16 protein-coding genes and 5 pseudogenes are annotated in these 25,505 nt (G+C 58.5%); 18 read left to right on the forward strand and 3 right to left on the reverse strand.

The annotated features are described in order from the left end of the window. Positions 1–50: 50 nt before the first annotated feature. Both accA and tilS read left to right on the forward strand, forming a co-directional pair. Positions 51–1,007, forward strand: a complete 957-nt coding sequence (gene accA, locus HLB35_RS00685; RefSeq protein ID WP_171701138.1) for an acetyl-CoA carboxylase carboxyl transferase subunit alpha — start codon at positions 51–53, stop codon at positions 1,005–1,007. Then, positions 988–2,316 carry a tRNA lysidine(34) synthetase TilS gene (gene tilS / locus HLB35_RS00690; protein WP_171701139.1) on the forward strand — a complete coding sequence of 443 codons (1,329 nt, stop codon included), beginning with the start codon at positions 988–990 and terminating at the stop codon, positions 2,314–2,316. Before accA ends, tilS begins: the two co-directional genes overlap by 20 nt. Here the strand turns inward: tilS and ppx are convergent. After that, positions 2,299–3,854: pseudogene (gene ppx / locus HLB35_RS00695) on the reverse strand (exopolyphosphatase). The gene tilS and the pseudogene ppx sit on opposite strands and share 18 nt — an antisense overlap. Positions 3,855–4,373: 519 nt before the next feature. On the opposite strand from ppx, the pseudogene rho reads away from it, so the two are divergent. The 6 genes and pseudogenes from rho to HLB35_RS00720 all read left to right on the forward strand — a co-directional run bounded on the left by rho (position 4,374) and on the right by HLB35_RS00720 (position 10,436). Next, positions 4,374–5,631 (forward strand): annotated as a pseudogene (gene rho / locus HLB35_RS00700) (transcription termination factor Rho). 78 nt (positions 5,632–5,709) lie between these two features. Next, positions 5,710–7,209 carry a 4-hydroxy-3-polyprenylbenzoate decarboxylase gene (ubiD, locus tag HLB35_RS00705; protein WP_171701140.1) on the forward strand — a complete coding sequence of 500 codons (1,500 nt, stop codon included), beginning with the start codon at positions 5,710–5,712 and terminating at the stop codon, positions 7,207–7,209. A 39-nt stretch (positions 7,210–7,248) separates the two neighbouring features. Further along, a complete protein-coding gene (locus tag HLB35_RS00710; protein WP_171701141.1) occupies positions 7,249–7,983 on the forward strand; it encodes an NAD(P)H-flavin reductase in 735 nt (244 codons plus the stop codon). Between the two features lie 126 nt (positions 7,984–8,109). Next, a complete protein-coding gene (locus HLB35_RS17775; protein ID WP_268895872.1) occupies positions 8,110–8,241 on the forward strand; it encodes a hypothetical protein in 132 nt (43 codons plus the stop codon). A 475-nt stretch (positions 8,242–8,716) separates the two neighbouring features. Continuing rightward, complete coding sequence (locus tag HLB35_RS00715; RefSeq protein WP_171701142.1) at positions 8,717–9,823, forward strand: 3-deoxy-7-phosphoheptulonate synthase; 1,107 nt, start codon at positions 8,717–8,719, stop codon at positions 9,821–9,823. Between the two features lie 94 nt (positions 9,824–9,917). Continuing rightward, positions 9,918–10,436: a DUF3087 family protein gene (locus HLB35_RS00720; RefSeq protein WP_171701143.1), complete on the forward strand. Its 519-nt coding sequence runs from the start codon at positions 9,918–9,920 to the stop codon at positions 10,434–10,436. A gap of 60 nt (positions 10,437–10,496) precedes the next feature. Here HLB35_RS00720 and HLB35_RS00725 read toward each other — a convergent pair. After that, positions 10,497–10,885, reverse strand: a pseudogene (locus tag HLB35_RS00725) (DUF7079 family protein). A 189-nt stretch (positions 10,886–11,074) separates the two neighbouring features. Between HLB35_RS00725 and fabV the strand changes: the two are divergent. From fabV to HLB35_RS00775, 10 genes and pseudogenes are all read left to right on the forward strand, one after another. After that, a complete protein-coding gene (gene fabV / locus HLB35_RS00730) occupies positions 11,075–12,271 on the forward strand; it encodes an enoyl-ACP reductase FabV (protein ID WP_171701144.1) in 1,197 nt (398 codons plus the stop codon). 73 nt (positions 12,272–12,344) lie between these two features. Next, entirely contained in the window at positions 12,345–12,548 is a 204-nt protein-coding gene (locus HLB35_RS00735) for a hypothetical protein (RefSeq protein ID WP_171701145.1), read from the forward strand. A 169-nt stretch (positions 12,549–12,717) separates the two neighbouring features. Beyond that, positions 12,718–13,694, forward strand: a pseudogene (locus tag HLB35_RS00740) (GlxA family transcriptional regulator). A gap of 287 nt (positions 13,695–13,981) precedes the next feature. Beyond that, complete coding sequence (locus tag HLB35_RS00745) at positions 13,982–15,196, forward strand: aspartate aminotransferase family protein (protein ID WP_171701146.1); 1,215 nt, start codon at positions 13,982–13,984, stop codon at positions 15,194–15,196. 10 nt (positions 15,197–15,206) lie between these two features. Next, the gene (locus HLB35_RS00750; RefSeq protein ID WP_171701147.1) at positions 15,207–16,322 is read left to right on the forward strand and encodes an arginine N-succinyltransferase; all 1,116 of its coding nucleotides are present in this window, start codon (positions 15,207–15,209) and stop codon (positions 16,320–16,322) included. Continuing rightward, positions 16,322–17,350 carry an arginine N-succinyltransferase gene (gene astA, locus HLB35_RS00755; RefSeq protein WP_171701148.1) on the forward strand — a complete coding sequence of 343 codons (1,029 nt, stop codon included), beginning with the start codon at positions 16,322–16,324 and terminating at the stop codon, positions 17,348–17,350. The genes HLB35_RS00750 and astA overlap by 1 nt, the downstream gene beginning before the upstream one ends. Before the next feature lie 23 nt (positions 17,351–17,373). Then, positions 17,374–18,846 (forward strand): succinylglutamate-semialdehyde dehydrogenase, encoded by a 1,473-nt coding sequence (gene astD, locus HLB35_RS00760; RefSeq protein ID WP_171701560.1) that lies wholly within the window; start codon positions 17,374–17,376, stop codon positions 18,844–18,846. Then, a complete protein-coding gene (gene astB, locus HLB35_RS00765) occupies positions 18,843–20,198 on the forward strand; it encodes an N-succinylarginine dihydrolase (RefSeq protein ID WP_171701149.1) in 1,356 nt (451 codons plus the stop codon). The genes astD and astB overlap by 4 nt, the downstream gene beginning before the upstream one ends. A gap of 122 nt (positions 20,199–20,320) precedes the next feature. Beyond that, on the forward strand, positions 20,321–21,643 hold the full coding sequence (locus HLB35_RS00770; protein WP_171701150.1) for a DUF2252 domain-containing protein: 1,323 nt from the start codon (positions 20,321–20,323) through the stop codon (positions 21,641–21,643). 82 nt (positions 21,644–21,725) lie between these two features. Then, positions 21,726–22,447, forward strand: a pseudogene (locus tag HLB35_RS00775) (trimeric intracellular cation channel family protein). On the opposite strand, the gene HLB35_RS00780 reads toward HLB35_RS00775, so the two are convergent. Beyond that, on the reverse strand, positions 22,429–25,461 hold the full coding sequence (locus tag HLB35_RS00780) for a hypothetical protein (protein WP_235936919.1): 3,033 nt from the start codon (positions 25,459–25,461) through the stop codon (positions 22,429–22,431). The pseudogene HLB35_RS00775 and the gene HLB35_RS00780 overlap by 19 nt on opposite strands. Positions 25,462–25,505 lie beyond the last annotated feature (44 nt).

The raw sequence follows: 25,505 nt of genomic DNA on the forward strand, positions 1-25,505 counted from the left end.
TGATTGATGATGATCATGTGACCCGAAAGGCCCATTTTTAAGGCTAGCTCATGAACCCGAACTATCTTGATTTCGAACAACCGATTGCCGAACTGCAGGCAAAAATTGAAGAGCTGCGGCTGGTCAGCTCTGATAACGACGTCAATCTCAGTGAAGAGATTGAGCGCCTGGAAGAAAAAAGCCGCAAACTGACGGAGTCCATCTTCAAGGATCTCACTCCCTGGCAGGTGTCGCAGATTTCCCGCCATCCTCAGCGCCCCTACACGCTGGATTACCTGGAAAGCATCTTCACCGATTTTGACGAACTGCATGGCGACCGCCACTTTGCCGATGATGCGGCCATCGTCGGGGGTATTGCCCGCTTGAACGACCAGCCCGTCATGGTGATTGGCCATCAAAAGGGCCGTGATGTCAAAGAAAAGGTACGCCGTAATTTCGGCATGCCGCGCCCTGAGGGTTACCGCAAGGCCTGTCGCCTGATGGAAATGGCTGAGCGCTTCAATATGCCGATTCTGACCTTTATTGATACGCCGGGTGCCTATCCGGGGATTGATGCCGAGGAACGCGGTCAGTCAGAGGCGATTGCTTATAATCTGGCGGTGATGTCGCGGCTGAAAACGCCGATTATCTCTACCGTGGTAGGTGAAGGTGGTTCAGGCGGCGCCTTGGCGATTGGTGTGTGCGATGAATTGCACATGCTGCAGTATTCGACCTACTCGGTCATCTCGCCGGAAGGCTGTGCGTCGATTCTTTGGAAGAGCGCTGACAAGGCTTCCGAAGCCGCCCAGGCCATGGGCATTACCGCTGAACGACTCAAGGAACTGGGGTTTGTCGATGCTCTGATCAAGGAGCCGCTGGGCGGTGCGCACCGCCATCCGATCAACACTTCTGAACGCATCAAGGAAGCGCTGACTCAGAGCCTGGAACGCCTTCAGGCACTGGATACCGAGGCCCTGTTGGAACGCCGCTACGAGCGCTTGATGAGCTATGGCGCTCCCGCCGCTTGACGCCCTGATAGCCCGGCTTGACAACGCCCTGGCGGAGACCCCGCCGGGGCGTTGTATTTGGGTAGCGCTTTCTGGCGGGCTGGATTCCAGCCTGCTGCTCACTCTGGCAGCCGACGCTTGCCAGCGCAGCGGTCACCGCCTGGCAGCGATCCACGTCAACCACCGCCTACAGGAAGCGGCCACCGCCTTTGAGCATCACTGCCGTCAACTATGCCAGTCCCTGCAGGTGCCACTCACGATTGCCCATGTTGCGGTAGATACTCGCAGCGGGCAGGGTCTCGAAGGGGCGGCCCGCCAGGCACGTTACGCGGCTTTTGCCAGCCACCTTGCTACGGGCGACTTGCTCTGGCTGGCCCAGCATCAGGATGATCAGGCCGAAACCCTGCTGCTGGCGGCCCTGCGCGGCAGCGGCATCCGCGGGCTTGCTGGGATGCCTGCCGTTCGCCATTGGCAGGGGTTAACGCTGGTACGCCCCTGGCTGGACATCAGCCAGGATCAGCTGAATGAGGCAGCCGAGCAGAAATCACTTAGCTGGGTGGACGACCCTACCAATGATCAGTGCGAAGCGGATCGCAACTTTCTGCGTCACCGCATTCTGCCTGCGCTGGAAACCCGCTGGAAAGGGGCAGGGCAGCGGCTGGCCAGGGTGGCTCAGCACGCTGCAGAAGCCGATACTCTGCTGAATGAATACGCCCTTGATGAGTTGGCAAGCCTGCGCGGCGAAACGGGTGGGCTGAAGGTGGCGGCTCTTCTGGCGCGCTCGCAGCCCCGCCAGCGTTTGCTGGTGCGCACCCGGTGTCAGCGACTTGGCCTGCCCACACCGCCAGCCAAGCGCCTGGAAAGCCTGCTTGCTCAACTAGGTGCCGCACCGGATGCTCAGGTCAAGGTCGTCTGGCCGGGCGGCGAAGGGCGTGTCTGGCAGGGGCAGCTGTATCTGCTTGATGCTACCTCTGAGCCTGAAAGCTGGGCGCAGGCCTGGAGCGGAAAAACGCCGCTTGTTACCCCGCTTGGCGGGCGGGCGTTCAGCGTGCTGCCGGAGGCCGGGACGCAATGGCCTGAGGGCGAGCTTAAAGCCTGCTGGCGCCAGGGCGGTGAAGTTCTCCCGCTGGTGGGGCGCGGCCGCCGTGACCTGAAACGCCTGCTGCAGGAAGCCCGTTTGCCGCCCTGGGAGCGCGAGCGAGTGGTGGTGGTTCATACCCAGGCCGGGCAGTGTATCGCCGCCCTGCATCCGCCCAGCGGCTTAAGCTGGGCGGCTAATGGGTGGCAGCTTGTCTGGCACGATCCTGGCGTCTCAGCTGAGCTGGAGTGAGAAGCCAGCGGCCTTCATGAATGCCTGTTCCTGCTCCAGGTCTGTACTGAGCAGCGTAGGTTCATCGCTGGCATCCAGAGAGATATATAGCGTATCGTTCTTGCAGGCCAACCGTGGCAGCTCGGGCGGCGTTTCCGGGCGGGAATGATTAAACAGCACCGCAAGCCGCAGTAGGCGGGCCAGCTTGGCGGCGTTGGCCTGCTGGGAAGCCGGTAGCGCCTGCCATTCCTTGATCGGGAACTTGCGCCGGTGGGCGCGTACCAGAAAGGCCAGCAGACGCTGTTCGGGGCGCGAAAACCCGGAAAGATCTGAATGCTCAAGCAGGTAAGCCCCGTGGCGGTGAAACTGGCTGTGGGAAATCGCCAGGCCAACCTCGTGGACCTCACTGGCCCAGCACAGGTAGCGACGATGATTGTCGTTAAGCTGCCAGTCTTCCTTGAGTTGAAAAAACAACCGCTCGGCGGTTTCTGCTACGTTGTCAGCCTGGCGGGTATCAACATCATAACAGCGCTTGAGAAAAGCCAGTGTCTTTAGGCGAGAATCTTCGGCGCTGTTGCGCCCGGCCATGTCATACAGCACCCCTTCACGCAGGGCGCCGTCAGCAAAGCGCATCTGCTCAATGTCAAAGGCTTCAAAAACGGCACTGAGGATGGCAATGCCCGCCGGGAAAACCCTGGCGCGGTCGGTCTTCAGGCCTTCCAGGGCCACCTTGTCCAGGTGCTTACATTTAATGATCCGCTCGCGCAGCTTCTTGAGCCCTGCGCGGGTTATCAGGCCTTCCTGAAGGGTATCACCATAGCTATGCAGCACACTGGCCGCGGCTTTGATGGTGCCGCTGGAGCCGACTGGGTCTTCCCAGCCCAGCTTCAGGTAAGGGCGCTGGATATTGGCCAGTTCGGAAAGCGCCGCCAGCTCGGCTTTACGCATGCGCTTTTCGGTCAGCTCACCATCCGAGAAAAATCGCCGTAAAAGGTCACACACCCCATTCGCAAGCTTTCAAGCGCCTTGGGTTCAAAGTCTTCACCGATGATAAATTCCGTCGAGCCGCCGCCGATATCGACAATCAGACGACGCCCGCTTTCAGCCAGGGCGTGGGCGGCTCCCAGATAAATCAGGCGGGCTTCTTCACGCCCGGCGATAATCTCGATGGCATGGCCCAACTGGGCTTCGGCACGGTCGATGAAGGTCTGGCTATTGTAGGCATCACGCAGTGCATTGGTGCCGACAATCCGCAGATGATGCCCTTCAATGTCATTCAGAAAGGGGGCAAAGCGGCCAAGGCAATCAAGGGCACGCTGCATGGCCTCTTCGCTCAGGTTGCCGTCTTCATCCAGACCGGCAGCCAGCTGAACTTTCTCGCCCAGGCGGGCCACTACCTGCAGGCGCTCATTCTGGTAGTTGGCCACCAGCAGGTGGAAACTGTTTGAACCCATATCGATAGCGGCAAGGCGGCGCGGGTCACTACCATTCGCGGCTGACGCAACAGTGTCTGTGACGGTCGATGGCGAAGTCATGGAGAGCGGTGTGTCCTTGGGCATGTGTTATCCTTAAGGTTGGCTGTGCCAAGGTTGCGGTGCTCTCTGCCAGTTGTCAATTGTCTACTCGATGTCAACAGGGTAAGAGGGGGCTTGCGTTTATGGCGGCGCTTGACTACCATCAGGTCATTGGCGTGATGCGAGTTGCTCGACTGTCGTATCCACTGCCTCAGGCTTTAGCGACTCATGTATAAAGCCATCTCAATGTCCAAGTCGTCAGATCGCCCGCTGGTCTTGCTCTTACTTCGGTTCTATTCGTTACCTGTTGTGCATCGTGATCAACGCACAGGCAATAAAATAGACAGGCACCGAACAAGCACTGGAAACATTTACAGATCAGATTACAAGCGATAGCGCTCACCGGCTGAACAGGGTTTCAAAGTTCAGCACAGTAGCTTCGAGCGTATGCCTACCGGGGTCTGAACGCACCTTACAGCGTTTCTGTAAGCGCTGTTATCATGCCTCCTTTCTTATTCCCGGCGCCTGGCGCCCAGCTTTCATGAGCAACGTTTAAACACACCGATGAATCTCACTGAACTCAAGCAAAAATCCGTCCCCGAGTTACTCGAGCTTGCCCGTGAAATGGGCATCGACAACCTCGCTCGTTCGCGCAAGCAGGACATCATTTTCGCCATCCTCAAGAAGCACGCTAAAAGTGGCGAGGATATCTATGGCGACGGTGTGCTGGAAATTCTCCAGGATGGCTTCGGCTTTCTGCGTAGTGCGGACAGTTCCTATCTCGCCGGGCCAGATGACATTTACGTCTCGCCTTCACAAATCCGCCGTTTCAATCTGCGCAAGGGCGATTCCATTGCCGGCAAGATACGTCCGCCCAAGGAAGGCGAACGTTATTTTGCTTTGCTCAAGGTCAGTCAGATCAACTTTGACCGCCCTGAGAACGCCAAGCACAAGATCCTGTTCGAGAACCTGACGCCGCTGTTTCCCGATGAGCGTATGCACATGGAAATCGGCAACGGCTCGACGGAAGATCTGACCGCCCGGATTATTGACCTTGCCGCGCCGATTGGCAAAGGCCAGCGGGGGCTTCTGGTGTCGCCGCCCAAGGCGGGTAAGACGCTGATGTTGCAGAATATTGCCACCTCCATTACGCGCAATAACCCTGAGTGTCACCTGATCGTGCTGCTGATTGACGAGCGCCCGGAGGAAGTCACCGAGATGTCACGTACCGTGCGCGGTGAAGTTGTGGCCTCTACCTTTGACGAACCCCGGCACGTCACGTGCAGGTCGCCGAAATGGTGATCGAAAAGCCAAGCGTCTGGTTGAGCACAAGAAGGACGTGGTCATCCTGCTGGATTCCATCACCCGCCTGGCGCGTGCCTACAACACGGTCGTACCCAGCTCCGGCAAGGTGTTGACCGGCGGTGTCGATGCTCATGCGCTGGAAAAGCCCAAACGTTTCTTCGGTGCCGCCCGTAATATCGAAGAGGGCGGCAGCCTGACGATTATTGCTACGGCCCTTGTAGATACTGGCTCCAAGATGGACGAAGTGATCTTTGAAGAGTTCAAGGGTACCGGCAACATGGAAGCCCATCTGGATCGCAAACTGGCAGAAAAGCGCGTCTTCCCAGCGATCAATATTCGCCGCAGCGGTACTCGCCGTGAAGACCTGATTGCCACTGAAGATGAAATGCAACGGATGTGGATTCTGCGCAAGTTGCTTAATCCCATGGAAGATGTGGCTGCCACCGAGTTTCTGATTGACCGCCTCAAGGATACCAAGACCAACCTGGAATTCTTTGAAGCCATGAAGCGTCGCTAGCCTGCTTTTCCAGCGCTCTGGCTGGAGAAGCGCTGTTTGCCGTCCCTTTTAGCGGGGCATTAGCTGCGGGAGTCTGCTGTGAAATACCACGATTTACGTGAATTCATCGCTGCGCTGGAAGAGAAGGGAGAACTCAAGCGTATCAGCGTGGAAGTTGACCCTTATCTGGAAGTGACCGAAATCTGTGACCGGACCCTGCGTGCCGGCGGCCCGGCGCTATTGTTTGAAAACGTCAAGGGCCACGCCATGCCGCTTTTGGGCAACCTGTTTGGCACGCCCAAACGGGTAGCATTGGGCATGGGGGAAGATTCAGTGGAAGCCCTGCAGGAAGTGGGTAAGCTGCTGGCATTTCTGAAAGAACCTGACCCGCCCAAGGGCTTCAAGGATGCCTGGTCAAAGCTGCCCATCTTCAAACAGGTGTTGAGCATGGGGCCCAAGCTGGTCAGGCGAGCCCCGGTGCAGGAAGTGGTCTATGAAGGTGACGATGTCAACCTTGATCAGCTGCCTATCCAGCACTGCTGGCCGGGCGATGCTGCCCCGCTGGTAACCTGGGCGCTGGTGGTGACCAAGGGGCCGCACAAGAAACGCCAGAACCTGGGCATCTATCGGCAGCAGAAAATTGGCCGTAATCGCCTGATCATGCGCTGGCTTTCCCATCGCGGCGGCGCGCTGGATTTCCAAGAATTCCAGAAAGCCCATCCAGGTGAGCCTTTCCCCGTGGCGGTGGCGCTGGGCGCCGACCCGGCAACCATACTGGGCGCCGTGACGCCGGTGCCGGATACGCTGTCTGAATACGCCTTTGCTGGCCTGCTGCGCGGTTCGCGCACTGAGCTGGTCAAGTGCGGCCACGCTGAGCTTGAAGTACCCGCCTCGGCGGAGATCATTCTGGAAGGCTTTATCTACCCGGATGACATGGCGCCAGAAGGGCCCTTTGGCGATCACACCGGTTATTACAATGAAGTCAGCCACTTCCCGGTGTTTACCGTCACCCGCATGACTATGCGCCGGGACGCCATCTACCATTCTACCTACACTGGCCGCCCGCCGGATGAACCGGCAATTCTCGGCGTGGCCCTGAACGAAGTCTTCGTGCCGATCCTGCGCAAGCAGTTTCCGGAAATCGTCGATTTCTACCTGCCGCCGGAAGGCTGTTCCTACCGCATGGCAGTAGTGACCATGAAGAAGCAGTATCCCGGCCATGCCAAGCGGGTGATGATGGGCGTGTGGAGCTTTCTGCGCCAGTTCATGTATACCAAGTTTGTCATTGTCCTTGATGATGACGTCGATGCTCGCAAATGGGAGGATGTGATCTGGGCGATGACCACCCGTATGGACCCCGCAAGGGATACGGTGACAGTGGAAAATACGCCTATCGATTATCTGGATTTTGCTTCGCCAGTGGCGGGCCTGGGGTCCAAGATGGGCTGGGATGCCACCAACAAATGGCCGGGTGAAACCGACCGTGAGTGGGGCCAGCCCATCACCATGGATGAAGAGGTCAAAACCCGGGTGGATGAGCGCTGGGAAAGTTTCGGGATTGGCATTCCACTGCCTGACGCCCGCAAAGGAAGCGAATAAATTGACCGCACTCCCTGACCGTAACAACAAGAGGCTTTGATGAGCGCAAAAACCTTGACCTGCCAGGTCACCGAAGTAGAAGACCTCAACCCGGACGTGTTTGGCGTCACCCTGCAAGGCCGGGCAGAAGCCATGCGTCATGCCCCTGGCCAATATCTTGAGCTTGGCCTGGATGAGCAGACCTGGGTGCCGTTCTCGATCGCCAGCGCAGAGCGCGGCGATGGCAGGCTTGAGCTGCATATCCAGCACTGGCCGGAACGTGATAATTCTGCCCGCCTGCGCGAGCTGCTGCAGGTCGCCAATCAGCTGACGGTCCGCCTGCCTGGCGGTGATTGCGTGCTTGACCTTGATAGCCAGCGGCCGCTTTTACTGGTCGCCGCAGGCACCGGGTTTTCACAGATGAAAGCGATTATCGAGGCGGTGCTGGAACATCAGCCAGAGCGTGAAGTCTCGCTGTGGTGGGCTGCCCGCGAACATCGCGATCTCTATCTTGAGCCATTGGCCCGCCAGTGGGCGCTGGAGCATGAAAACATCCACTTTCATGCGGTGACCGAGATGCCGCTGCAGGAAGAGATGACGTCCAGCGAGCGTATTCATCATCACCAGGGGCGTATAGATCAGGTGCTGGCCAGCGCCAATCTGTCACCTCAGAATTACGATGTTTACCTGTCCGGCTCGCCCGGTATGGTGTATGCCAGTATTGATGCGCTGGCGCCCCAGGGGCTTGACCAGTCGCGGCTGTTTTCCGATGTGTTCGCCTATGCGCCGCGTTGATCAATGTGCCCGCACCGTCAAAACGTCTAGTACGCGCGTATTACCCTCGTCGTAGGGGTAATGATCGGTTAATATGGGTGCATTATATTCCTCTGAATCCATCATCCGTTTAAGAGAGCTTTACTCATGGCCCATCATGAAGACGAAAACTTTAAAGATAACTCCGGTGTGCTGGCGATTATTGCAGGCCTGGTAGTGCTGGTTAGCATGAGTGCGTTGCCTGCTACTATTGGCTGGTACCAGTTGTTTGCTGGTTAATCTGCCTGTCAGGGCATCCGTGTCGCTAACCCTTTGATGCATTGATGAGAGAATGGACATGACAAACGTCACTTTTGAATGTCTGTTGTTACCGGCAGCCAGCCGTGTTCATCATTATTATTGGTTTAGCCAAGCGGTGCCTCAGGCCGACGGCTAACGTCGCGCCGACAGGCACGCCCTACGGGTTGCCTGCCAGTAAAGCCCCGGCTGGTAACCCAGCCGGGGCTTTTGTTTGACGTTGTGAAAAATGTGTAAGATATACAGGCCCTAGTGCAAGATGTTGAAAACTGAATTTTTCTGAGGAGCAGCACCATGAACGTTCGCGCCTATTTCAATGCTATCGCCACCCCTATATCGGCTATGGATATGGCTGGCGATTTAGCGTCGCGCGACGGGTCATAGCTGCCACCTCCGGTCGCGTTCAAACAGGTGGCGATACGGTACAACGATGTCCTTTACCTTTGGAGAGTTAACCATGAATGCCCCTGTTTCCAGCTTGCCGAAGCGTCACGCCTCACTGTCTTCCACTGCTCCTGCTACGCGCCTGCCGCCAGACGCTGCTCAATCCTGCCTTCCTTTACCAACCCCTGCAGCATTGCGTCAATCGCTTGCCGTCGATGCAGCGCTTGAACAGCAGGTCCACCAACAGCGCCAGGCCATCAACCAGATTCTCAACGGCGAGGATTCGCGCCTGCTGGTGGTGATGGGCCCCTGTTCAGTGCATGACCCGGAAGCGACCCTGGAATACGCCGAGCGCCTGGCCCGGTTGAGTGAGGAGGTCAGCACGCAGATTCTGCCGGTGATGCGCGTCTACGTGGAAAAACCGCGCACCACCGTCGGCTGGAAAGGCCTGGCCTACGACCCAGCCCTGGATGGCAGTGGTGATATGCCCACAGGGCTTGGCTTATCCCGTGAACTGATGCACCGTGTTGCCCAGTGTGGCCTGCCAGTCGCCACTGAACTGCTGCAGCCCATGCTGGCGCCTTACCTGGATGACTTGCTCAGCTGGGTCGCAATTGGTGCCCGCACCACGGAATCCCAGCTGCACCGCGAGTTGGCCAGCGACCTGGCGGCTGCTGTGGGCTTCAAGAATGCCACCAATGGTGATATCCAGGTCGCCATTGACGCCATGAATGCCGCCGCTCACCCTCACCAGCGTTTCGCGCTGGATGCCCACGGTCAGCCGGTGATGCAGCAAAGCCCCGGCAACCCGCATACCCAACTGGTACTGCGCGGCGGTCACGGTGAACCCAACTACCAGGCGCGTCACGTCAACGCCGCCTGCAAAGCGCTGCGCGAAGCGGGTCAGAATCCGCGCTTGATGATTGACTGCAGCCACGCCAATGCCCGCAAGGATCATCGCCGCCAGAGCGAAGTCATGCTCGATGCTCTGGCACAGCGCAGCGCCGGTAACACCGATATCGTCGCGCTGATGCTGGAAAGCCATCTGCATGAAGGCAAGCAGCCGCTCAAGCCGGGTGCTTTGCGCTACGGTGTATCGGTTACCGATGCCTGCATTGGCTGGGAAACCACCGAACACCTGTTGAAGACTGCCGCAGAACGGCTGGCAGGCGCCAACTGAACAGAAGTTGCAAGATCCCGGCCTTTGCCCACCAGGCAAGGGCCGGTAAAATGGTCACTGAAGGCGTTGTTTAACGAAGGATAAGAGGTCGCCCATGGCGGTAGTATTTCAACTGGAAGAGTACGAACCCGAGGTTTACCGCCGCAAGGCGCGTATGATCAGTGTGGCCATGGCCGGTCAGCTGATCATCTTCGGTATGCTGTTTGCCATGCTGCTGACCACCACTTTTGGGAGCAGCTTCTGGCTTAATGCGCTGGGTGTCTTTTTAGGCCTTTTGGCCACCAGTGCCCTGTTTGCCGCCTTGAAAGACCGACCCTGGATGAACGAGGTGCGCTACGTCTGGCAGCTCAAGCATCATCTGGGTCAGATCAGTGGTTATCTGTCCACACTGCGCCGTGAAGTAAAAGCTGACAATCGCGTTGCCCTGGATATCCTGACCTTCTACCATCAGGGCATGCAGCAACTGGCCGAGCTTAACGACCGTACTCCGGACGATGACGCCGAACGCCTGGCAGAAAAGCTTGAAGTCAAACTCAAACGCGAAAAGCTGGGCATGTCGGAAGAAGTCACCCATTTCGACCCGCAGGACCTGAGTGCTTTCAAGCGAAGTTAAGCGCTGGAAGCCAAGCTCTTGGAAACCAAGCTCTTGGAAACTAATCCGTAGCCGTGCCGATCAGGAAGGTAGCTGACCGCGATGTACAATCAGACGGTTCATCAGTTCATTGATGCGGTGACGGGTCATCATGGTGGTCAGGCCTGAAAACAGTGCCCAGCGCTTGCGCCGCCAGCCGGTCAGGCGCAGGTTATGGCTGACCAGACGCTTCATCAGCTGGTAGTCATCAAATTTACGCCACTCGCTGGCCACCGACAGCTGGTAACGGGACATCACCGGAGCCAGCTCCAGGCGGAATACCCACTCAAGCTCCTGCAGGCTGAGTTCGTAACGCTCGATGACCTCGACCATGCGCGCATAATCCCGCTCCCCGGCTCTCGGTCGAGCCATAAAGGCGCCAACGCCAACCACAAGTCACCGCGTTCATCGACCAACTGCTGTGCGTTCATATCACCTTGCCCCCGCCACCTTGATTCAGCCTGCTATCCTGCCTTGAACCTCGGCCATTCTCAAGCGCCACTGCCTTGCGGCGACGCAGGCCACAACATGGGGGCGGACATAACGCCTGCAGCCAGTTAGAATTGGCGTCACAATAGCGCAACAGCGCATGACAGTGATCCAACACAACGAGGCTCAATGTGATTATCAAACCCAAGGTACGCGGTTTTATCTGCACCACCACCCACCCTGTTGGCTGCGAACAGAATATACGCGAACAGATTGACGCCACCCGCGCCCGCGGGCTGAATAAAGCCAGTGGCCCTAAAAAGGTATTGGTGATTGGTGCTTCCAGCGGCTACGGCCTGGCGGCGCGCATCACCGCTGCCTTTGGCTACGGCGCCGACACCCTGGGTGTCTTCTTCGAAAAGCCAGGCACTGAAAAGCGCACCGGTACCGCGGGTTGGTATAACTCTGCCGCCTTTGACAAGTTTGCCAAGCAGGAAGGGCTTTACAGTAAGTCGATCAATGGCGATGCGTTTTCCCACGAAGCTCGGGAAAAAGCCATCGAGCTGATCAAGCAAGACATGGGGGAGGTCGACCTGGTGGTTTACTCACTGGCATCGCCGGTGCGCAAACTGCCGGACAGCGGCGAGGTCAAACGCTCCAGCCTGAAGCCGATTGGCGAGACCTATCGTGCCACTGCCATTGATACCAACAAGGACGCCATCATCGAGGCAGAAGTGGAACCCGCCACCCAGCAGGAAATCGACGACACCATCATGGTGATGGGCGGCGAGGACTGGGAACTGTGGATGGACGCGCTGGACAAGGCAGGCGTGCTGGCCGAAGGCGCGCGCAGCGTGGCGTTCAGCTACATCGGTACAGAGATTACCTGGCCGATCTACTGGCACGGTGCTCTGGGTAAGGCCAAGGAAGATCTCGACCGCGCGGCAACTGCCATTGATGACAAGCTCAAGCAGAGCGGTGGAAGCGCCAATGTGGCAGTGCTCAAGTCAGTGGTCACCCAGGCCAGTGCGGCCATTCCGGTGATGCCGCTATATATCGCCATGGTCTACCGCATCATGAAGGAAAAGGGCCTGCATGAGGGCACTATTGATCAGCTGAATCGCCTGTTTGGAGACAAACTCTACGGCGATGATAACAGCACGGACGCGGTGGGCCGCGTGCGCCTGGATGACTGGGAGCTGCGCGATGATGTTCAGCAGGCCTGTAAGGATCTGTGGCCGCAGGTGACCACCGAGAATCTTTTCGAGATCACCGATTACGCTGGCTACAAGCACGAGTTCCTCAAGCTGTTTGGCTTTGAGCGCGATGATGTGGATTATGAGGCAGATGTGAACCCTGTGGCGGAGTTTGATGTCATTAGCTTATAGAGCCATATTTCGGGACGCCCGCTAGCGGCCCGGATATGTTGCTTTCGTTCACCGGTTATCATGGGAGTGCCTTATGGATACCCGAGAAAACCAGCCCTCAAAAGAACCAGAAGAGGATATTCTTGAACGGCGTAAGCCTGAAACCTTTGAAGTGTCTGAACCACAGCGCCAGCCTGAGGCGCAAAAGCCAGCAGGTAAACTGCCTTGGGCGCTGATAGCAGTGATCGTCGGCGCTGTTGCCTTACTCGCCGTCTGGTTCTTGTCTGGCGCTAATTGATAGAGGCTAAAGGCTGATTATTGCCGGGCGCTCGCCCGGCTTTTATATTTCAGGCCGCTTTTTTGCGTTAACGCGTGTTCCTGCTTGCGTAGTTTTGACTGACGTGGCAGTAAATAAAGGTATAACAAGGACTTTTTACCACCGGCGTGGATAAACGATGTGAACGCACATGCCTTTTGACCCTATTCAGCCCCTTGCGCCTGCCACCCGACGGCGTGTGGCTTTTGTGCTGCTGCCCGGCTTTTCACTGCTGGCACATGCCTGCGCCCTGGAGCCGTTGCAAATGGCCAACCAGCTCAGTGGCCAGCTGCTCTATCAGACCATTACCATCAGCCTGAGTGAGGCGCCTGTGCGCAGTGGTGCCGAGCTGTCTCTGAATGCCCAGCATGCGTTGGGCGAGCCGCTGGGGCCGCTGGATATGGTGTTGGTATGTGCCCCCGCGCCCTTGCCTTACACTTTGCCGCCCCGGCTCAACGAGTGGCTGCGCGAGCAGCAGGGCCGTAAGGTGTGCCTGGGGGGCTGGCAGGCGGTACTGAAGTGCTGGCGCGCTGTGGCTTGTTGGAAAACTACCGGGCCACCTTGCCCTGGCAGCGCTTTGATGCTTTTTCCCAGGCTTACCCTCAGGTGGCGCTTTCCCAGCAGCTGTTTGAGATTGACCGCGATCGTATCACTTGTGGGGGCGGCACGGCCGCCATGGATATGATGCTAACGCTGATCGGTGAGCATCACGGCGCGCGCCTGGCCGAGCAGGTCTCAGAACACTTTGTATGTGACCGCATTCGCCTGGCGGATGAGCGCCAGCACGTGCCGCTGAAAAACCGCTTAGGCCATGCGCCACAAAGCCTGATTGATGCGGTGACTCTGATGGAAGCCAATATCGAAGAGCCGCTTTCCACGCTGGAGCTGGCCGAGCATCTGGGGATTTCCCGGCGTCAGCTGGAACGCCTGTTCAAGAAGTACCTGCAGGCGGTTCCCAGCCGCTACTATCTGGATTTACGCCTAACCGAGGCGCGCAAACAGCTGCGTGAGAGCGACAGCCCGGTAGGTGATATCGCCCTGAATACCGGCTTTTCCTCTGGCGCGCATTTTTCCACAGCCTATCGCAACCACTTTGGCCTGACGCCCCGTGAAGAGCGTCTGGTTTGAGGCCAAGGGCCCATAAGGGCGCCGCTTTTGATAATTCGTTGTCCCATCCCTGTAAGCGCAACGCCAGTGGCCACCCGTATACTAAATGTCATTCAACTTAATGTTATTCAATTTACGGTTAATACAAGCACCGTTATTGAAAGATTGTTATCAAACACATTGTTCTTAAAAACATTTTTCTTAAAAAATTATTCTTAAAAAAATTGTTCTTAAGCACACTGTTCTTAAACACCATGCCCGTATGGATATGTCGTCCACGGCTCACCGCTTTTCCGGAGGTAGGATTCATGATTACGACCCCGACACGTCAGGATTTTGATCACTACATGGCGCCCAACTACGCGCCCCAGCAGGTGATTCCGGTGCGCGGTGAAGGCAGCCGCCTGTGGGATCAGCAAGGGCGCGAGTTTATTGATTTTGCCGGTGGTATTGCGGTCAACTCATTGGGCCATTGCCATCCGGTGTTGGTGAATGCGATCAAGGAGCAGAGCGAAAAGCTCTGGCATCTTTCCAACGTCTTCACCAATGAGCCCGCCCTCAAACTGGCGGAAGCCCTGGTCAAGCGCACCTTTGCTGACAAGGTCTATCTGTGCTCTTCAGGGGGTGAAGCCAACGAAGCGGCCTTGAAGCTGGCGCGTCGCTATGCGGTGGATCATTTCGGTGAGCAGAAAGACAAGATCATCTCGTTTACCCAGTCATTCCATGGCCGCACCTTCTTTACTGTCAGCGTCGGTGGCCAGCCGAAATATTCCCAAGGTTTCGGCCCGGTGCCGGGCGGTATTCTGCATGCCACCTTCAACGATCTGGAAAGCGTTCGCCAGCTGGTAGGCGATGATACCTGCGCCATCATGGTGGAACCCATGCAGGGCGAGGGCGGTATCGTCCCGGCAACCCAGGAATTCCTTCAGGGCCTGCGGGATCTGTGCGATGAAAACGATGCCCTGCTGATCTTCGATGAAGTACAGACCGGGGTTGGCCGCAGCGGCGAACTTTATGCCTACAAGAATTTCGGCATTACCCCGGATATTCTCACCAGCGCCAAATCCCTCGGTGGTGGTTTCCCGGTGGGCGCCATGCTGACCACTGAGGCCATCGCCAAGTCGCTGGCCATCGGCACCCATGGGTCTACCTATGGCGGCAATGCCCTGGCCTCTGCGGTGGCCCTGGCGGCGGTTGAGTTTATCGATACGCCTGAGGTGCTTGACGGCGTGAAAAAGCGTCATGAACTGTTTCGTGAGCACCTGCAAGCGATCAATCATAAATATGGCGTGTTCAAGGAAATTCGCGGCATGGGCATGCTGATGGGCGCAGAAATGTCGCCTGAATATGAAGGTCGTGCCAAAGATATCCTGCCTCTGGCGATTGAAGAAGGCGTGATGGCGCTGATTGCAGGCCCTAACGTCCTGCGTATGGCGCCGTCTCTGGTGATCCCGGAAGCGGACATTAAAGAAGGCATGGCACGCCTTGAACGCGCTATCGAGCGTCTGGTAGCCCAGGGCTGAGGAGAACGGGATGTTGATCATCCGACCGGTATGTTCCGACGATCTGGATGCCTTGCTGGCGCTTGCCGAACAGGCAAAGCCACGGCTGACGAACCTGCCTGCCAGCCGAGAGCGCCTGGAAGAGCGGATTGCCCGCTCAGAGGCTGCCTTCAGTCGCGACGTTGAGTTCCCCGGCGACGAACACTACACCTTTGTCATTGAAAAGCAGGTCACTGAAAACAAGGCGACTGAACAAAAGCCAGGAAACGCAGCGGTAGGCGCCACGGGAGAAGTGCTGGGCACGGCGACCATTCGCGCCCAGGCAGGAGCGGCGGAGGCGTATTATACCTACCGGCAGGAAACTCTGATCCACGCCTCCCAGCAGTTGAATGTGCGCCGTGAAGTACAGACGCTGTCACTGTCCCATGAAGCCTCGGATGCCACCCTGCTATGCGCCATGTCTTTGGATCCGCGCTACAAGGGTACTACAGCAGAAAGCCTGTTACGCCGCGCGCGCCTGATGTTTATCGCCCAGTACCCTGAGCGTTTTTCACGCATTCTGGCGGTGGCGTTCCCCGGTTATCTGGATGCAAACAGTCAGTCGCCTTTCTGGGAAAGCGTCGGGCGGCACTTCTTCGCCCGTGGCTATCAGGAAATGAACCACATTGCCGGGGTGCGCTCGAAAAGCTTTATTGCCGAGGTAATGCCGCAGTTCCCTCTGTATCTGCCGCTGCTCACGCCTCAGGCAAGGGCAGCGATAGGGCGTGAGCACCCGGCCCACGAAGACGCTCTGGCAGAAATGCTGGCAGAAGGCTTTGTGCGCTCCCGGCACGTGGATATTTTCGACGCCGGGCCGATTGTCAAAGCCGAGCGTGACCGGCTGGAGAGTATTCGCCGCGCCGCCTGGCATCCGGTACGCATTCGCCCGGCACACACCCTGCCGGATGCAGAACCCGCCATGATTGCTAACCAGAAGCTGGGAGAGTTTCGTTGCCTGGTGGCGCGCTATGCGCTTTCCCCGACGGATCAGCTGATTCTCTCACCTGAAGACGCCGAGCACCTTGGCGTGGAAGAAGGGCGCGCCGTGTTGGCGGCACCGCTGGCGCTGTCGGCAGCAGTAGATGCCCACGATGAAGGAGAAATGTGATGCGCATTCGACCCATTGCCCGCGGCGATCTTGATGGGCTTCAGGTGCTTGCGCAACAGGCAGGCGTTGGCTTTACCTCCTTACCGGATAACCGTGAGTTTCTGGCCAGCAAGATTGAATTGGCCGCCAGCGCCTTTGAACAGCGCACCCCCAAGAATAATCGTCTGTATTTTTTCGTGCTGGAAGATGAAACCAGCGGCGAGCTGGCCGGTTGCTGTGCCATTGAAGGTGAGATTGGCCACGAGGTGCCGTTTTACCATTATCGACTGGGCACCCTGGCGCATTCCTCGGTGCAGCTGGATCTGCACCGCACTATTGACACGCTGTTCTTAAGCTCTGATCACACCGGGGATGCGGAAGTCTGTTCGCTGTTCCTGCGCCCGGAGTTTCGCGGCGAAGCCCACAAGCACCTGCGTAACGGCGCATTACTCTCCAAGGCGCGCTGGCTGTTTATTGCCCAGTTCCGCGATCAGTTTCCCGGCAAGGTGCTGGCTGAAATGCGCGGTGTGTTTGATGACAATAACCGCAGCCCCTTCTGGGAGAGCCTGGGCAAGCATTTTTTCCCGATGGACTTTGACGAGGCCGACCGCCTGACAGGCCTGGGCCAGAAGAGCTTTATCGGCGAGCTGATGCCCAAGTTCCCGATCTACACTACCTTCATGTCAGAAGAAGCGCGCGCCTGTATCGGTCAGGTGCACCGCCATACTCGCCCGGCGCTGGAAATGCTCAAGAAAGAAGGCCTGCGCTGGGAGGGCTTTATCGATATCTTTGACGGCGGCCCGACGGTGGAAGCCTATATCGACGATGTACGCGCGGTGCGCCATTCACACCTTTATGACGTCAAGGTGTCGGCCACAGCCCGCGAGGAAAGCGTTAGCCGCTGGCTGGCTGCAACGACCGATATGCAACACTTTTCGGCCTGCTGGATTGGCCGCGCGCCGCAAGATGATGTCATCACCCTCAGCGAAGAAGAAGCGCAGCGTCTCGGCGTTGTCAGCGGCGATAGCCTGCGCTTACTCGAAACCTAGGAGACTGTATGCACGCCAAGCCCATGAATCCCCAACAACAACAGCTGATCAATGGCGCCTGGGTCAGCGGCGAGGTTGCCGAGCTGAGCAAGCATGACCCGGTATCCGCCACTCGCTTATGGCAAGGGGCCAGTGCTTCAGAGGCTCAGGTAGACGCCGCCGTTGGTGCAGCACGCCGAGCGTTTCCGAGTTGGGCACGCCAGCCCTTTGCCGAGCGCCAGGCACTGGTGGAACGTTTTGCCGAGGTGCTGGGAAAGCATCGTGAAGCCCTGGCTATTGCCATCGCCAGCGAAACCGGTAAACCGCTGTGGGAAGCCCGTACAGAAGTCGGCGCCATGATTGGCAAGGTGGCTCTGTCACTCAAGGCCTACCATGAGCGCACCGGTGAGCGTGAAAAGGACGTGGGCAGCACCAAGGCAGTGTTGCGCCACCGACCCCATGGGGTGATGGCGGTGTTCGGGCCTTACAACTTCCCGGGTCATTTACCCAATGGGCATATGGTGCCAGCGCTTTTGGCGGGTAACTGCGTGGTGTTCAAACCCAGCGACCAGACCCCGCTCACCGCTGATCTGACTCTGCAGTGCTGGCTGGAAGCTGGGCTGCCGGAAGGCGTGATCAATCTGGTGCAAGGCGGTGTGGCCGTGGGGCAGGCGCTGGCAGCGGCCCCAGGTATTGATGGCCTATTATTTACCGGTAGTGCCAAGGTAGGCGGCATGCTGCACAAGCAGTTTGCCGGCCAGCTCGACAAGATTCTGGCGCTGGAGCTAGGAGGTAACAATCCCCTGGTGGTCAAGGATGTGCCGGATCAGCGGGCCGCCGTGCTGGCCATACTGCAATCGGCGTTTCTCTCCGGCGGCCAGCGCTGCACCTGCGCCCGGCGCTTGATCGTGCCGGAAGGCGAGGTGGGGGATCACCTGATTGATGCCCTGGCTGAAGCGATTGGCCAGCTGCATCTGGCCGGGCAGTTCAGTAACGATCCTGAACCCTTCTACTCAGGCCTGGTCAGCGTGGCAGCGGCGGATGGGCTGCTCAAGGCCCAGGAGGCGCTCGAAAACCTGGGCGGCACCATCATCAACCGGATGCTGCGCCTGGAAGCCAATACCAGCCTGGTCAGCCCGGCGCTGATTGATGTAACTGGCCTGGACGTACCGGATGAAGAACACTTCGGCCCCTTGCTCAAAGTCTATCGTTACCGTGACTGGGATGAAGCACTGCGCCTGGCCAACGATACCCGCTATGGCCTGTCTGCGGGTCTGATTGGTGGCGAACGAGCGGACTGGGATGACTTCCTGCTGCGTATCCGCGCGGGGATCGTCAACTGGAACCGCCAGACCACCGGCGCCTCGGGGGATGCGCCCTTTGGTGGCGTGGGCGATAGCGGCAACCATCGGCCAAGCGCTTTTTATGCCGCTGATTACTGCGCCTATCCGGTGGCCTCGATGGAGGCCGACAGCCTGGAAATGCCCGACAAGCTGCCTCCAGGAGTGCATTTATGAGTGAGTCACCTATGAGTGGGGTGCGCGAAGTCAATTTCGATGGTCTGGTGGGACTGACTCACAACTATTCCGGGCTGGCCCATGGCAACGTGGCGTCCATGAGCCATGGTGGCTTGGTCTCCAACCCTAAGGAGGGCGCGCTGCAGGGCCTGGCCAAGATGAAATCGCTGATGGACGCAGGCTATGCTCAAGGGGTGCTACCGCCCCAGCAGCGCCCAGACCTTGGCGCCTTGCGGGCGCTGGGGTTCAGCGGCACGGATGGCGAGATTCTCCAGCGCGCCGCCAGCGAGGCGCCTCAGCTGCTGCGCGCTGTATGTTCGGCGTCGAGCATGTGGACCGCCAACGCCGTTACGGTTACGCCCAGCGTGGACGCGCCGGATCGCCGGGTGCATTTTACTCCGGCCAATCTGCAGTCGAGCTTTCATCGCTACCTGGAGCCGCCCACCACCGGGCGTGTTCTGCAGGCGATTTTCCGCGCTGAGGAGCATTTTGCCCATCACCCGGCACTGCCCGGCACCCCGGCATTCTCTGATGAAGGGGCGGCCAACCACACCCGTCTGTGCGGCGATTACGGCGAGCCCGGTGTGCATTTGTTTGTGTATGGCCGCCAAGCGTTTGGCGGCGAGCGTGAGCCCCAGCGCTATCCGGCCCGTCAGACTCTGGAAGCCAGCCAGGCGGTGGCTCGCCAGCATGGCTTAAGCGAGGCCCAGACGGTGTTTGCCCAGCAGCATCCTGATGCCATTGATGCCGGTGTCTTTCACAATGATGTGATTGCTGTAGGCAATGGGCCTGTGTTGCTGTATCACGAAATGGCGTTTATAGATGAAGAGTGCACCCTGGAGGAACTGCGCGCCAAGATGTCTACCCCGCTGATTCCGGTACGGGTGCCGCTAGCGGCGGTGAGCATGGAAGATGCGGTGGCTTCTTATCTGTTCAACTCCCAGCTGCTGTCCAACCTGGATGGCAGCATGACGCTGGTAGTACCCGGCGAATGCCAGGAGCGCGAAGCGGTGTGGCGCACTCTTCAGGATTTCATTCTGGCGGGTAACAACCCGATTGGCGAAGTGATCGTCAAGGATGTCAAGCAAAGTATGCGCAACGGCGGCGGCCCTGCTTGCCTGCGCCTGCGTGTGGCGCTGTCAGCTACCGAACAGGCGGCTCTTTCAGGGCGTGTACTGCTCAACGATGACCTCTACGCGGATCTGACCGCTTGGGTTAATCGTCACTACCGTGACCGCCTGGCAGTGGATGATCTGGCTGACCCGCAGCTGGCGACGGAGTCATTAACCGCTCTGGATGAACTGACCCGCTTGCTGGAAATCGGCCCGGTGTATCCGTTCCAGTTGGCATAGGATCAATTATCCAGCTGGCCGGTCTATTCCAGCCCCCAAGATTGTCGTTTGGCGCTACCGCACCGATAATGAAGATGTGTGAATAGACGATTCAATCAACCAGTCAACCAGAAGGGACTACCATGAGCCAGGCGCTTACCGGGCATAATCGCCCGCAGCAGGTTATCGATGCAGTCACTGCCGCTAATGCCGGTTTGTCCACGGCAGACAGGCAGGCCAAGTTTGCCAAGATGGCCCTTTCGCCCTATGCCTTTTTCCGTGGCACCAACCATCTCTACTGGGATGATGTCTGGCATGACTGGCGCTTTGCCCTGTTTGGCGGCTGGCCGGAGACCCAGACCTGGCTGCAGGGCGATGCCCATGCCTATAACTTCGGCGCCTATGGTCATCATGATGATCAGGTGCGTTATGGTATGGATGATTTTGATGATGCCCTGGTAGCCGACTACCAATACGACCTGTGGCGCCTGGCCATTAGCGTAGTGCTGGATGCCCGTGAAAATCTTGAGCTGTCTCCCAAGGCGATTGGCAAGGCATTGAAAAAGCTGCTCAATGGCTATTATGACACCCTGATCGAGCACAGCGACGGTACACCGGTAGAAGCGGTGACTCTGGAAACGGCCAAAGGGCCGTTAAAGCCCTTCTTGCGTAAAGTGGCGGATAAACAGAGCCGTGCCAAGATGCTGGCCAAGTGGACAGAAGTGGATGAGCACCAAGGCCGCCGGTTTACCAAGCGTCCTGGCAAGCTGGCCAATCTGCCTGCCGATAAGGCCAGCCAGTTAACTCGACTGATTGAGCAAAGCTATCAGCAGACCCTGAAGCACCCGGTGAAAGAAGCCGATGCTGACCATTTCAAGGTCAAGGACACCGCTCGCCGCCTGGATGCGGGCACCGGTTCTCTGGGCCTTGAGCGCTTTTATGTGTTGATTGAAGGCGGTAAGGATCACGAGCATGATGATGTGATTCTTGACGTCAAGGAGCAGACCGCGCCGGAAGCCGTCTCCTTCATGAACCCCGCAGAAAAACGTGCCTGGCAGCGTGCCTTTATTAATGAAGGTATTCGCCACGCAGCGGCGTTTCATGCGATTGCCGAGCATCCGGACCGTTATCTGGGCTGGCTGGAAATGAACGGCAAGGTGTTTTCTGTACGCGAGCGTTCGCCCTTTAAGAAAGATGTGCCTACTCACAAACTCTCCGGGGCCAAATCCTACCGTCAGTTAGCCCGCCAGTGGGGCGAGATCCTCGCCCGGGAACATCTACGCGGGGCCAGCGCCTTGAACCAGGGCGACCCGAGTGGCTTTGCCAAGGCCGTCTGTCAGCGCTTGTCATCCCGTGAAGACAGCTTTGTGAACGTGGTGACCACCCTGGCATTCACCTATGCGGACTGTGCCACCCAGGATTATCAGGTTTTTATCGAACACTTTCTGGCCACCGACACGCCCTGAGCGCTGAATTCGGCGCAGTGCTGAACGCTGCGGGCCCGGCTGTGCTAGGCTTGCGGCCGCTATTTATTTGAGGAGAGCAGGCGTGTCGCAAGTCGTTTATTGGCTGGATATGGCCGGAGTAGTGGTGTTTGCACTATCTGGCGTGGTGCTGGCTTGTCGCCATCGCATGGACCCTTTCGGAATGCTGGTGCTGGCCGCCGTGACCGGCATTGGCGGCGGCACTCTGCGCGACCTGGTGCTGGGTGTCAGGCCGGTCTTCTGGGTGAGCGACCCGACCTATCTATGGGTGATCTTCGCCACCGTGGGCCTGGCTATGCTGGGCTTTCACTATATTCACCGCCTGTCGCGAGGTTTTCTGCCCGTGGCGGATGCCTTTGGCCTGGCCCTGTTCAGCGTGATTGGTGCCCACAAGGCGCTGCTGCTGGGTAGCCCTGGGGTGGTGGCGGTGCTGATGGGCATGATGACCGGCGTGGCCGGCGGGATGATTCGCGATGTATTGGCCCAGCGGGTGCCCATGGTGCTGCGCGAAGAAATCTATGCTACCGCAGCCATTGCCGGCGGCTCGGTTTACGTGGTCCTTCACACCATGGGGTCACCCCGGTGATGACCATTCCGGCGGCCTTGTTTACGACCCTGGGGCTACGCCTTTCCGCCATTTACTGGCATCTATCCCTACCGGTGTTTGCCTGGGTGACGCTGCCGCCGAAAGATACCCCCAAAAAGGCCGCCAATGAACCCTTGGCTACGCCTCAAAAAGCCCGTGAACGGGTGCGGATGATTCGTCGTCAGCGTGACAAGGACTGAGCGGCCTGATGGGTTTGACGCCACTGTTCAAACCAGCGCTGTGGCTGTAACACCTTGAGCGTTGGCTCGCGGTCGATTAACTCAATTCCCAGGCCCAACTGTCCCAGCTGGGCGTAAAGCGCCCCGTTGGCAGTGCTGTCCGCCAGCGTCAGCTCGGCGAGCAAGGTCAATGGGCCGCCACTCAGGGTAAGCCCGCTCAAGGCCAGCTGCTGCCTGGCCAGCGATAGATGGGTTCGGCCTTGAATATCGCGCACGCTGAGCAGGCGGCCTAGCCAGTCGTTGTCTCTGGCGCGGGCCAGAAACAGCCGTGCCAGCAGGCCACTATCGCGTAACGATAGATCAACATCGGCTTCAAGGGTGAGCGGGGTTTGCCAGACCAGGGTGGCATCTTCCAAGCCGAGTTCTGCCCACCAGCCAGCATCCTGATGCCCATCGCCACTGAGACGGCGAACGTTTTCCAGGCGCAGGAAAGAGTCATCGGCGCTAAAGCGCATCTGTTCAAGATCACCCTCGGTCAGCTTGAAGTTTAGTGTCAGATCACCTTTCAGGCGCTGGTCAAGCAGGGTCAGCTCAGCGCCAAAGGCGCGCAGGCTGATGTCACCCATGCCATCCAGGCCTTTCAGCACCATCTCACTGTTCAGGCTGGCTTCACCGCCGTGCAGGGCAATACCGGCGCCGTCAGGCAGGTAACTATTGTAACGGCTTAAGTCCGGCACGCTGATAATCGGCAGGCTGATACGCGTGGTGACATGGCGTGGATCCTGGCTTTCCATTAGACGGGAAACCGCCTGTGTGGTGGTGGTCAGGGCCAGGTGGCGGCCTTCCAGAGAAGCGCGTGAATCACCCTGGCCCTTGAGCCTGAAGCTGGGAATGCTCAGCGTCAGCTGAGCATCTTCAGGGCCGGAAAGCTGGGCGGTGAGTTCACCCCGCCCGTTGGCCTGGTAGTCCAGAAACTGCACTTCCAGTGGGGAAGCATCCACCCGCAAGCGGCTGGGGGCTATCAGGCGGTCATCGGCAAACTCACCTTCTGCCACCAGCTGGCCACCGCCGCTGAGAGAAAGCCCATGAGCATCAGGCAAGAAGGTATTCAGAAAGCCCAGCTGCTGCACGCTACCCTCCAGCGCAAAGCGACCGCTGGGTGCGTCCTCTGTCTGGTAAAACCTGCCTTCGCGCAGTACCAGCAGGCTTTCCAGCGATGGCTGCTGGGCAGCGTTTGCCAGCAGCCAACGCAAACGGGTGCCGCCAATATCCAGGCGACTGCCATCCAGCTGGGCATCGTTAACCTGAAGATCCAGCTGCATCTGACTGGTCATTCTGTGATTCTGGGTAGCGCTTTGCCAATCTGTCACCCAGGCGGAACCGCTGAGGGAGGCAGAGCCGTCCAAACGCTGAGGCGTCAGGTTGAAGCTGCCCTGGCTTTGCGCCTGGCCACTGACCAGCGTAAGAGGGGCAGGCGAGGGCAGATAAGGAGCGAGATAGGCTTGCAGGGCGGCAATATCTGGCAGGCGAGCCTCGGCAAAGCTTAGCGTGGCGCGGGCATCCTGGCGGGCGCGTTCCGGGTCGATGGGGCTATCGAGATCAAACGTTAGCTCAGCGCCTTGCAGCAGGGGGCGTGCCTGATGGGTCAGGTTGGCGTCACTGAGTATCAGGCGCGCGTTCAGGGTGTCGGCATCAGCCAGTTGAGCGGTCAGGCGCCCTTGGCCGCCGGTGGTGACATCCAGCGCGGTCGCTTGTAAGGCATTGGCGGTGACTTCAAGTTGCGCTGATTGCAGTTGATCCACGGAGAATAGCCCGCTAGCGCTGATCAGGCCGTTGCCGGACAGGGTCAGGCCGTCGTCGTCCAACAGCTCTTCAAGTGCATTGTTTAACGGCCGTTCCAGCATGTCCAGCCGGGTGACCTGGCCGTTGAAGGCCAGCTGCGCCTGCTCAGGCACGCTAACCTGGTCAAGGCGGGTGTTGTCCACAGCGGTCGCAAAGGTGAGCGTGGCGCTATCGACATAAGGGGCTGAAAGAGGAAAATCAGAAGAGTCTGTATCCCTGGGTGCTTCATTAATGCTGACGCCCTTAAGCGCGGCTTCAAGGGTTAACGTATTGGTATCAGGCACTTTCAGAGTGATGATGCCGTCGCCACGGGCCTGATGGCTGGGCGGCTGTGCATCTGGGCGAATCCAGCGGGTGTCGTCTTGGCGGCGTAGGGCTGCTTCATCAATACGTACGCCTAAGGCTGGCGCGGCAAGGGTCAGCTGGCTGTCGGCCTGTAAGTAGCCGTTGACAATATCCAGTGTGGCGTTGAGCTCACCGCGACCATCAACCGCCAGCCAGGGCAGCGGCGCCAGGTAGGGCATGAAGACATCCCAAGCATCGGCGTGGGCGCTTAGCTGAATATTGGCGGAGAGCGCCGCAATCACTTCAGGGTTGAGTTCACCTTGGGTGGTGGTCAGGGTGATGGCATCCAGTTGGGTGTTGGCGTCAATCACGATATCCCGTGCCAGTACGGCGTTGTCCTTGTTGCGTATAATCTGGCCGTTTTCCAGCTGTAATCGGGCCTGGGGGATGGCCAGGGTGTCGCGGTTCAGGGTGGTATCACGCAGGCTGAACCGGCCATCACCCTGAATCGCCTGGTCACCTATTCTGAGCCGCCGTATGCCGTCGGCGTCCAGCGCGATGATCTGCAGCTCACCGCGCAGCAGGGCAAGCAGCGACAGCGTGAGGCTGGCACGTTCCGCCTGGATCTGAAGGTTCAGCGCCTCATCTTCCCGGGTGATGATCAGGCCTTCGACTTCCCAGCGGCCCGGATGGCGGCTGCGGCCCTGTTCCCATTGGATATCAATGCCTTCCAACTGAGAAAGCCGCTCCGGTAGCCATTGGCTGTTAAGCAGCCAATAGGTGCCACCAAGCCACAGCGCCACCAGGCCAAGGGCCGTAAACGTTGCTAATGCCAGCCAGCGGGGCCAGCGGCGCCTGGGGTTATCAGCGCCAAGCGTCTGGGGATGTTCAGGTGTATCGGTTGTCAAGCGCAGATCTCACTATGAAGGTTGCGTTTGTTGTTGACTCCAGT

The organism is Vreelandella azerica, from assembly GCF_013112225.1.
Classification (GTDB): Bacteria; Pseudomonadota; Gammaproteobacteria; order Pseudomonadales; family Halomonadaceae; genus Vreelandella; species Vreelandella azerica.

Coding starts and splice junctions, on each gene's coding strand:
- accA (WP_171701138.1), top strand. CDS start 51: ATGAACCCGAACTATCTTGATTTCGAACAACCGATTGCCGAACTGCAG.
- tilS (WP_171701139.1), top strand. CDS start 988: ATGGCGCTCCCGCCGCTTGACGCCCTGATAGCCCGGCTTGACAACGCC.
- HLB35_RS00710 (WP_171701141.1), top strand. CDS start 7,249: ATGAGCGCAAAAACCTTGACCTGCCAGGTCACCGAAGTAGAAGACCTC.
- HLB35_RS17775 (WP_268895872.1), top strand. CDS start 8,110: ATGGCCCATCATGAAGACGAAAACTTTAAAGATAACTCCGGTGTGCTG.
- HLB35_RS00715 (WP_171701142.1), top strand. CDS start 8,717: ATGAATGCCCCTGTTTCCAGCTTGCCGAAGCGTCACGCCTCACTGTCT.
- HLB35_RS00720 (WP_171701143.1), top strand. CDS start 9,918: ATGGCGGTAGTATTTCAACTGGAAGAGTACGAACCCGAGGTTTACCGC.
- HLB35_RS00735 (WP_171701145.1), top strand. CDS start 12,345: ATGGATACCCGAGAAAACCAGCCCTCAAAAGAACCAGAAGAGGATATT.
- HLB35_RS00745 (WP_171701146.1), top strand. CDS start 13,982: ATGATTACGACCCCGACACGTCAGGATTTTGATCACTACATGGCGCCC.
- HLB35_RS00750 (WP_171701147.1), top strand. CDS start 15,207: ATGTTGATCATCCGACCGGTATGTTCCGACGATCTGGATGCCTTGCTG.
- astA (WP_171701148.1), top strand. CDS start 16,322: ATGCGCATTCGACCCATTGCCCGCGGCGATCTTGATGGGCTTCAGGTG.
- astD (WP_171701560.1), top strand. CDS start 17,374: ATGAATCCCCAACAACAACAGCTGATCAATGGCGCCTGGGTCAGCGGC.
- astB (WP_171701149.1), top strand. CDS start 18,843: ATGAGTGAGTCACCTATGAGTGGGGTGCGCGAAGTCAATTTCGATGGT.
- HLB35_RS00770 (WP_171701150.1), top strand. CDS start 20,321: ATGAGCCAGGCGCTTACCGGGCATAATCGCCCGCAGCAGGTTATCGAT.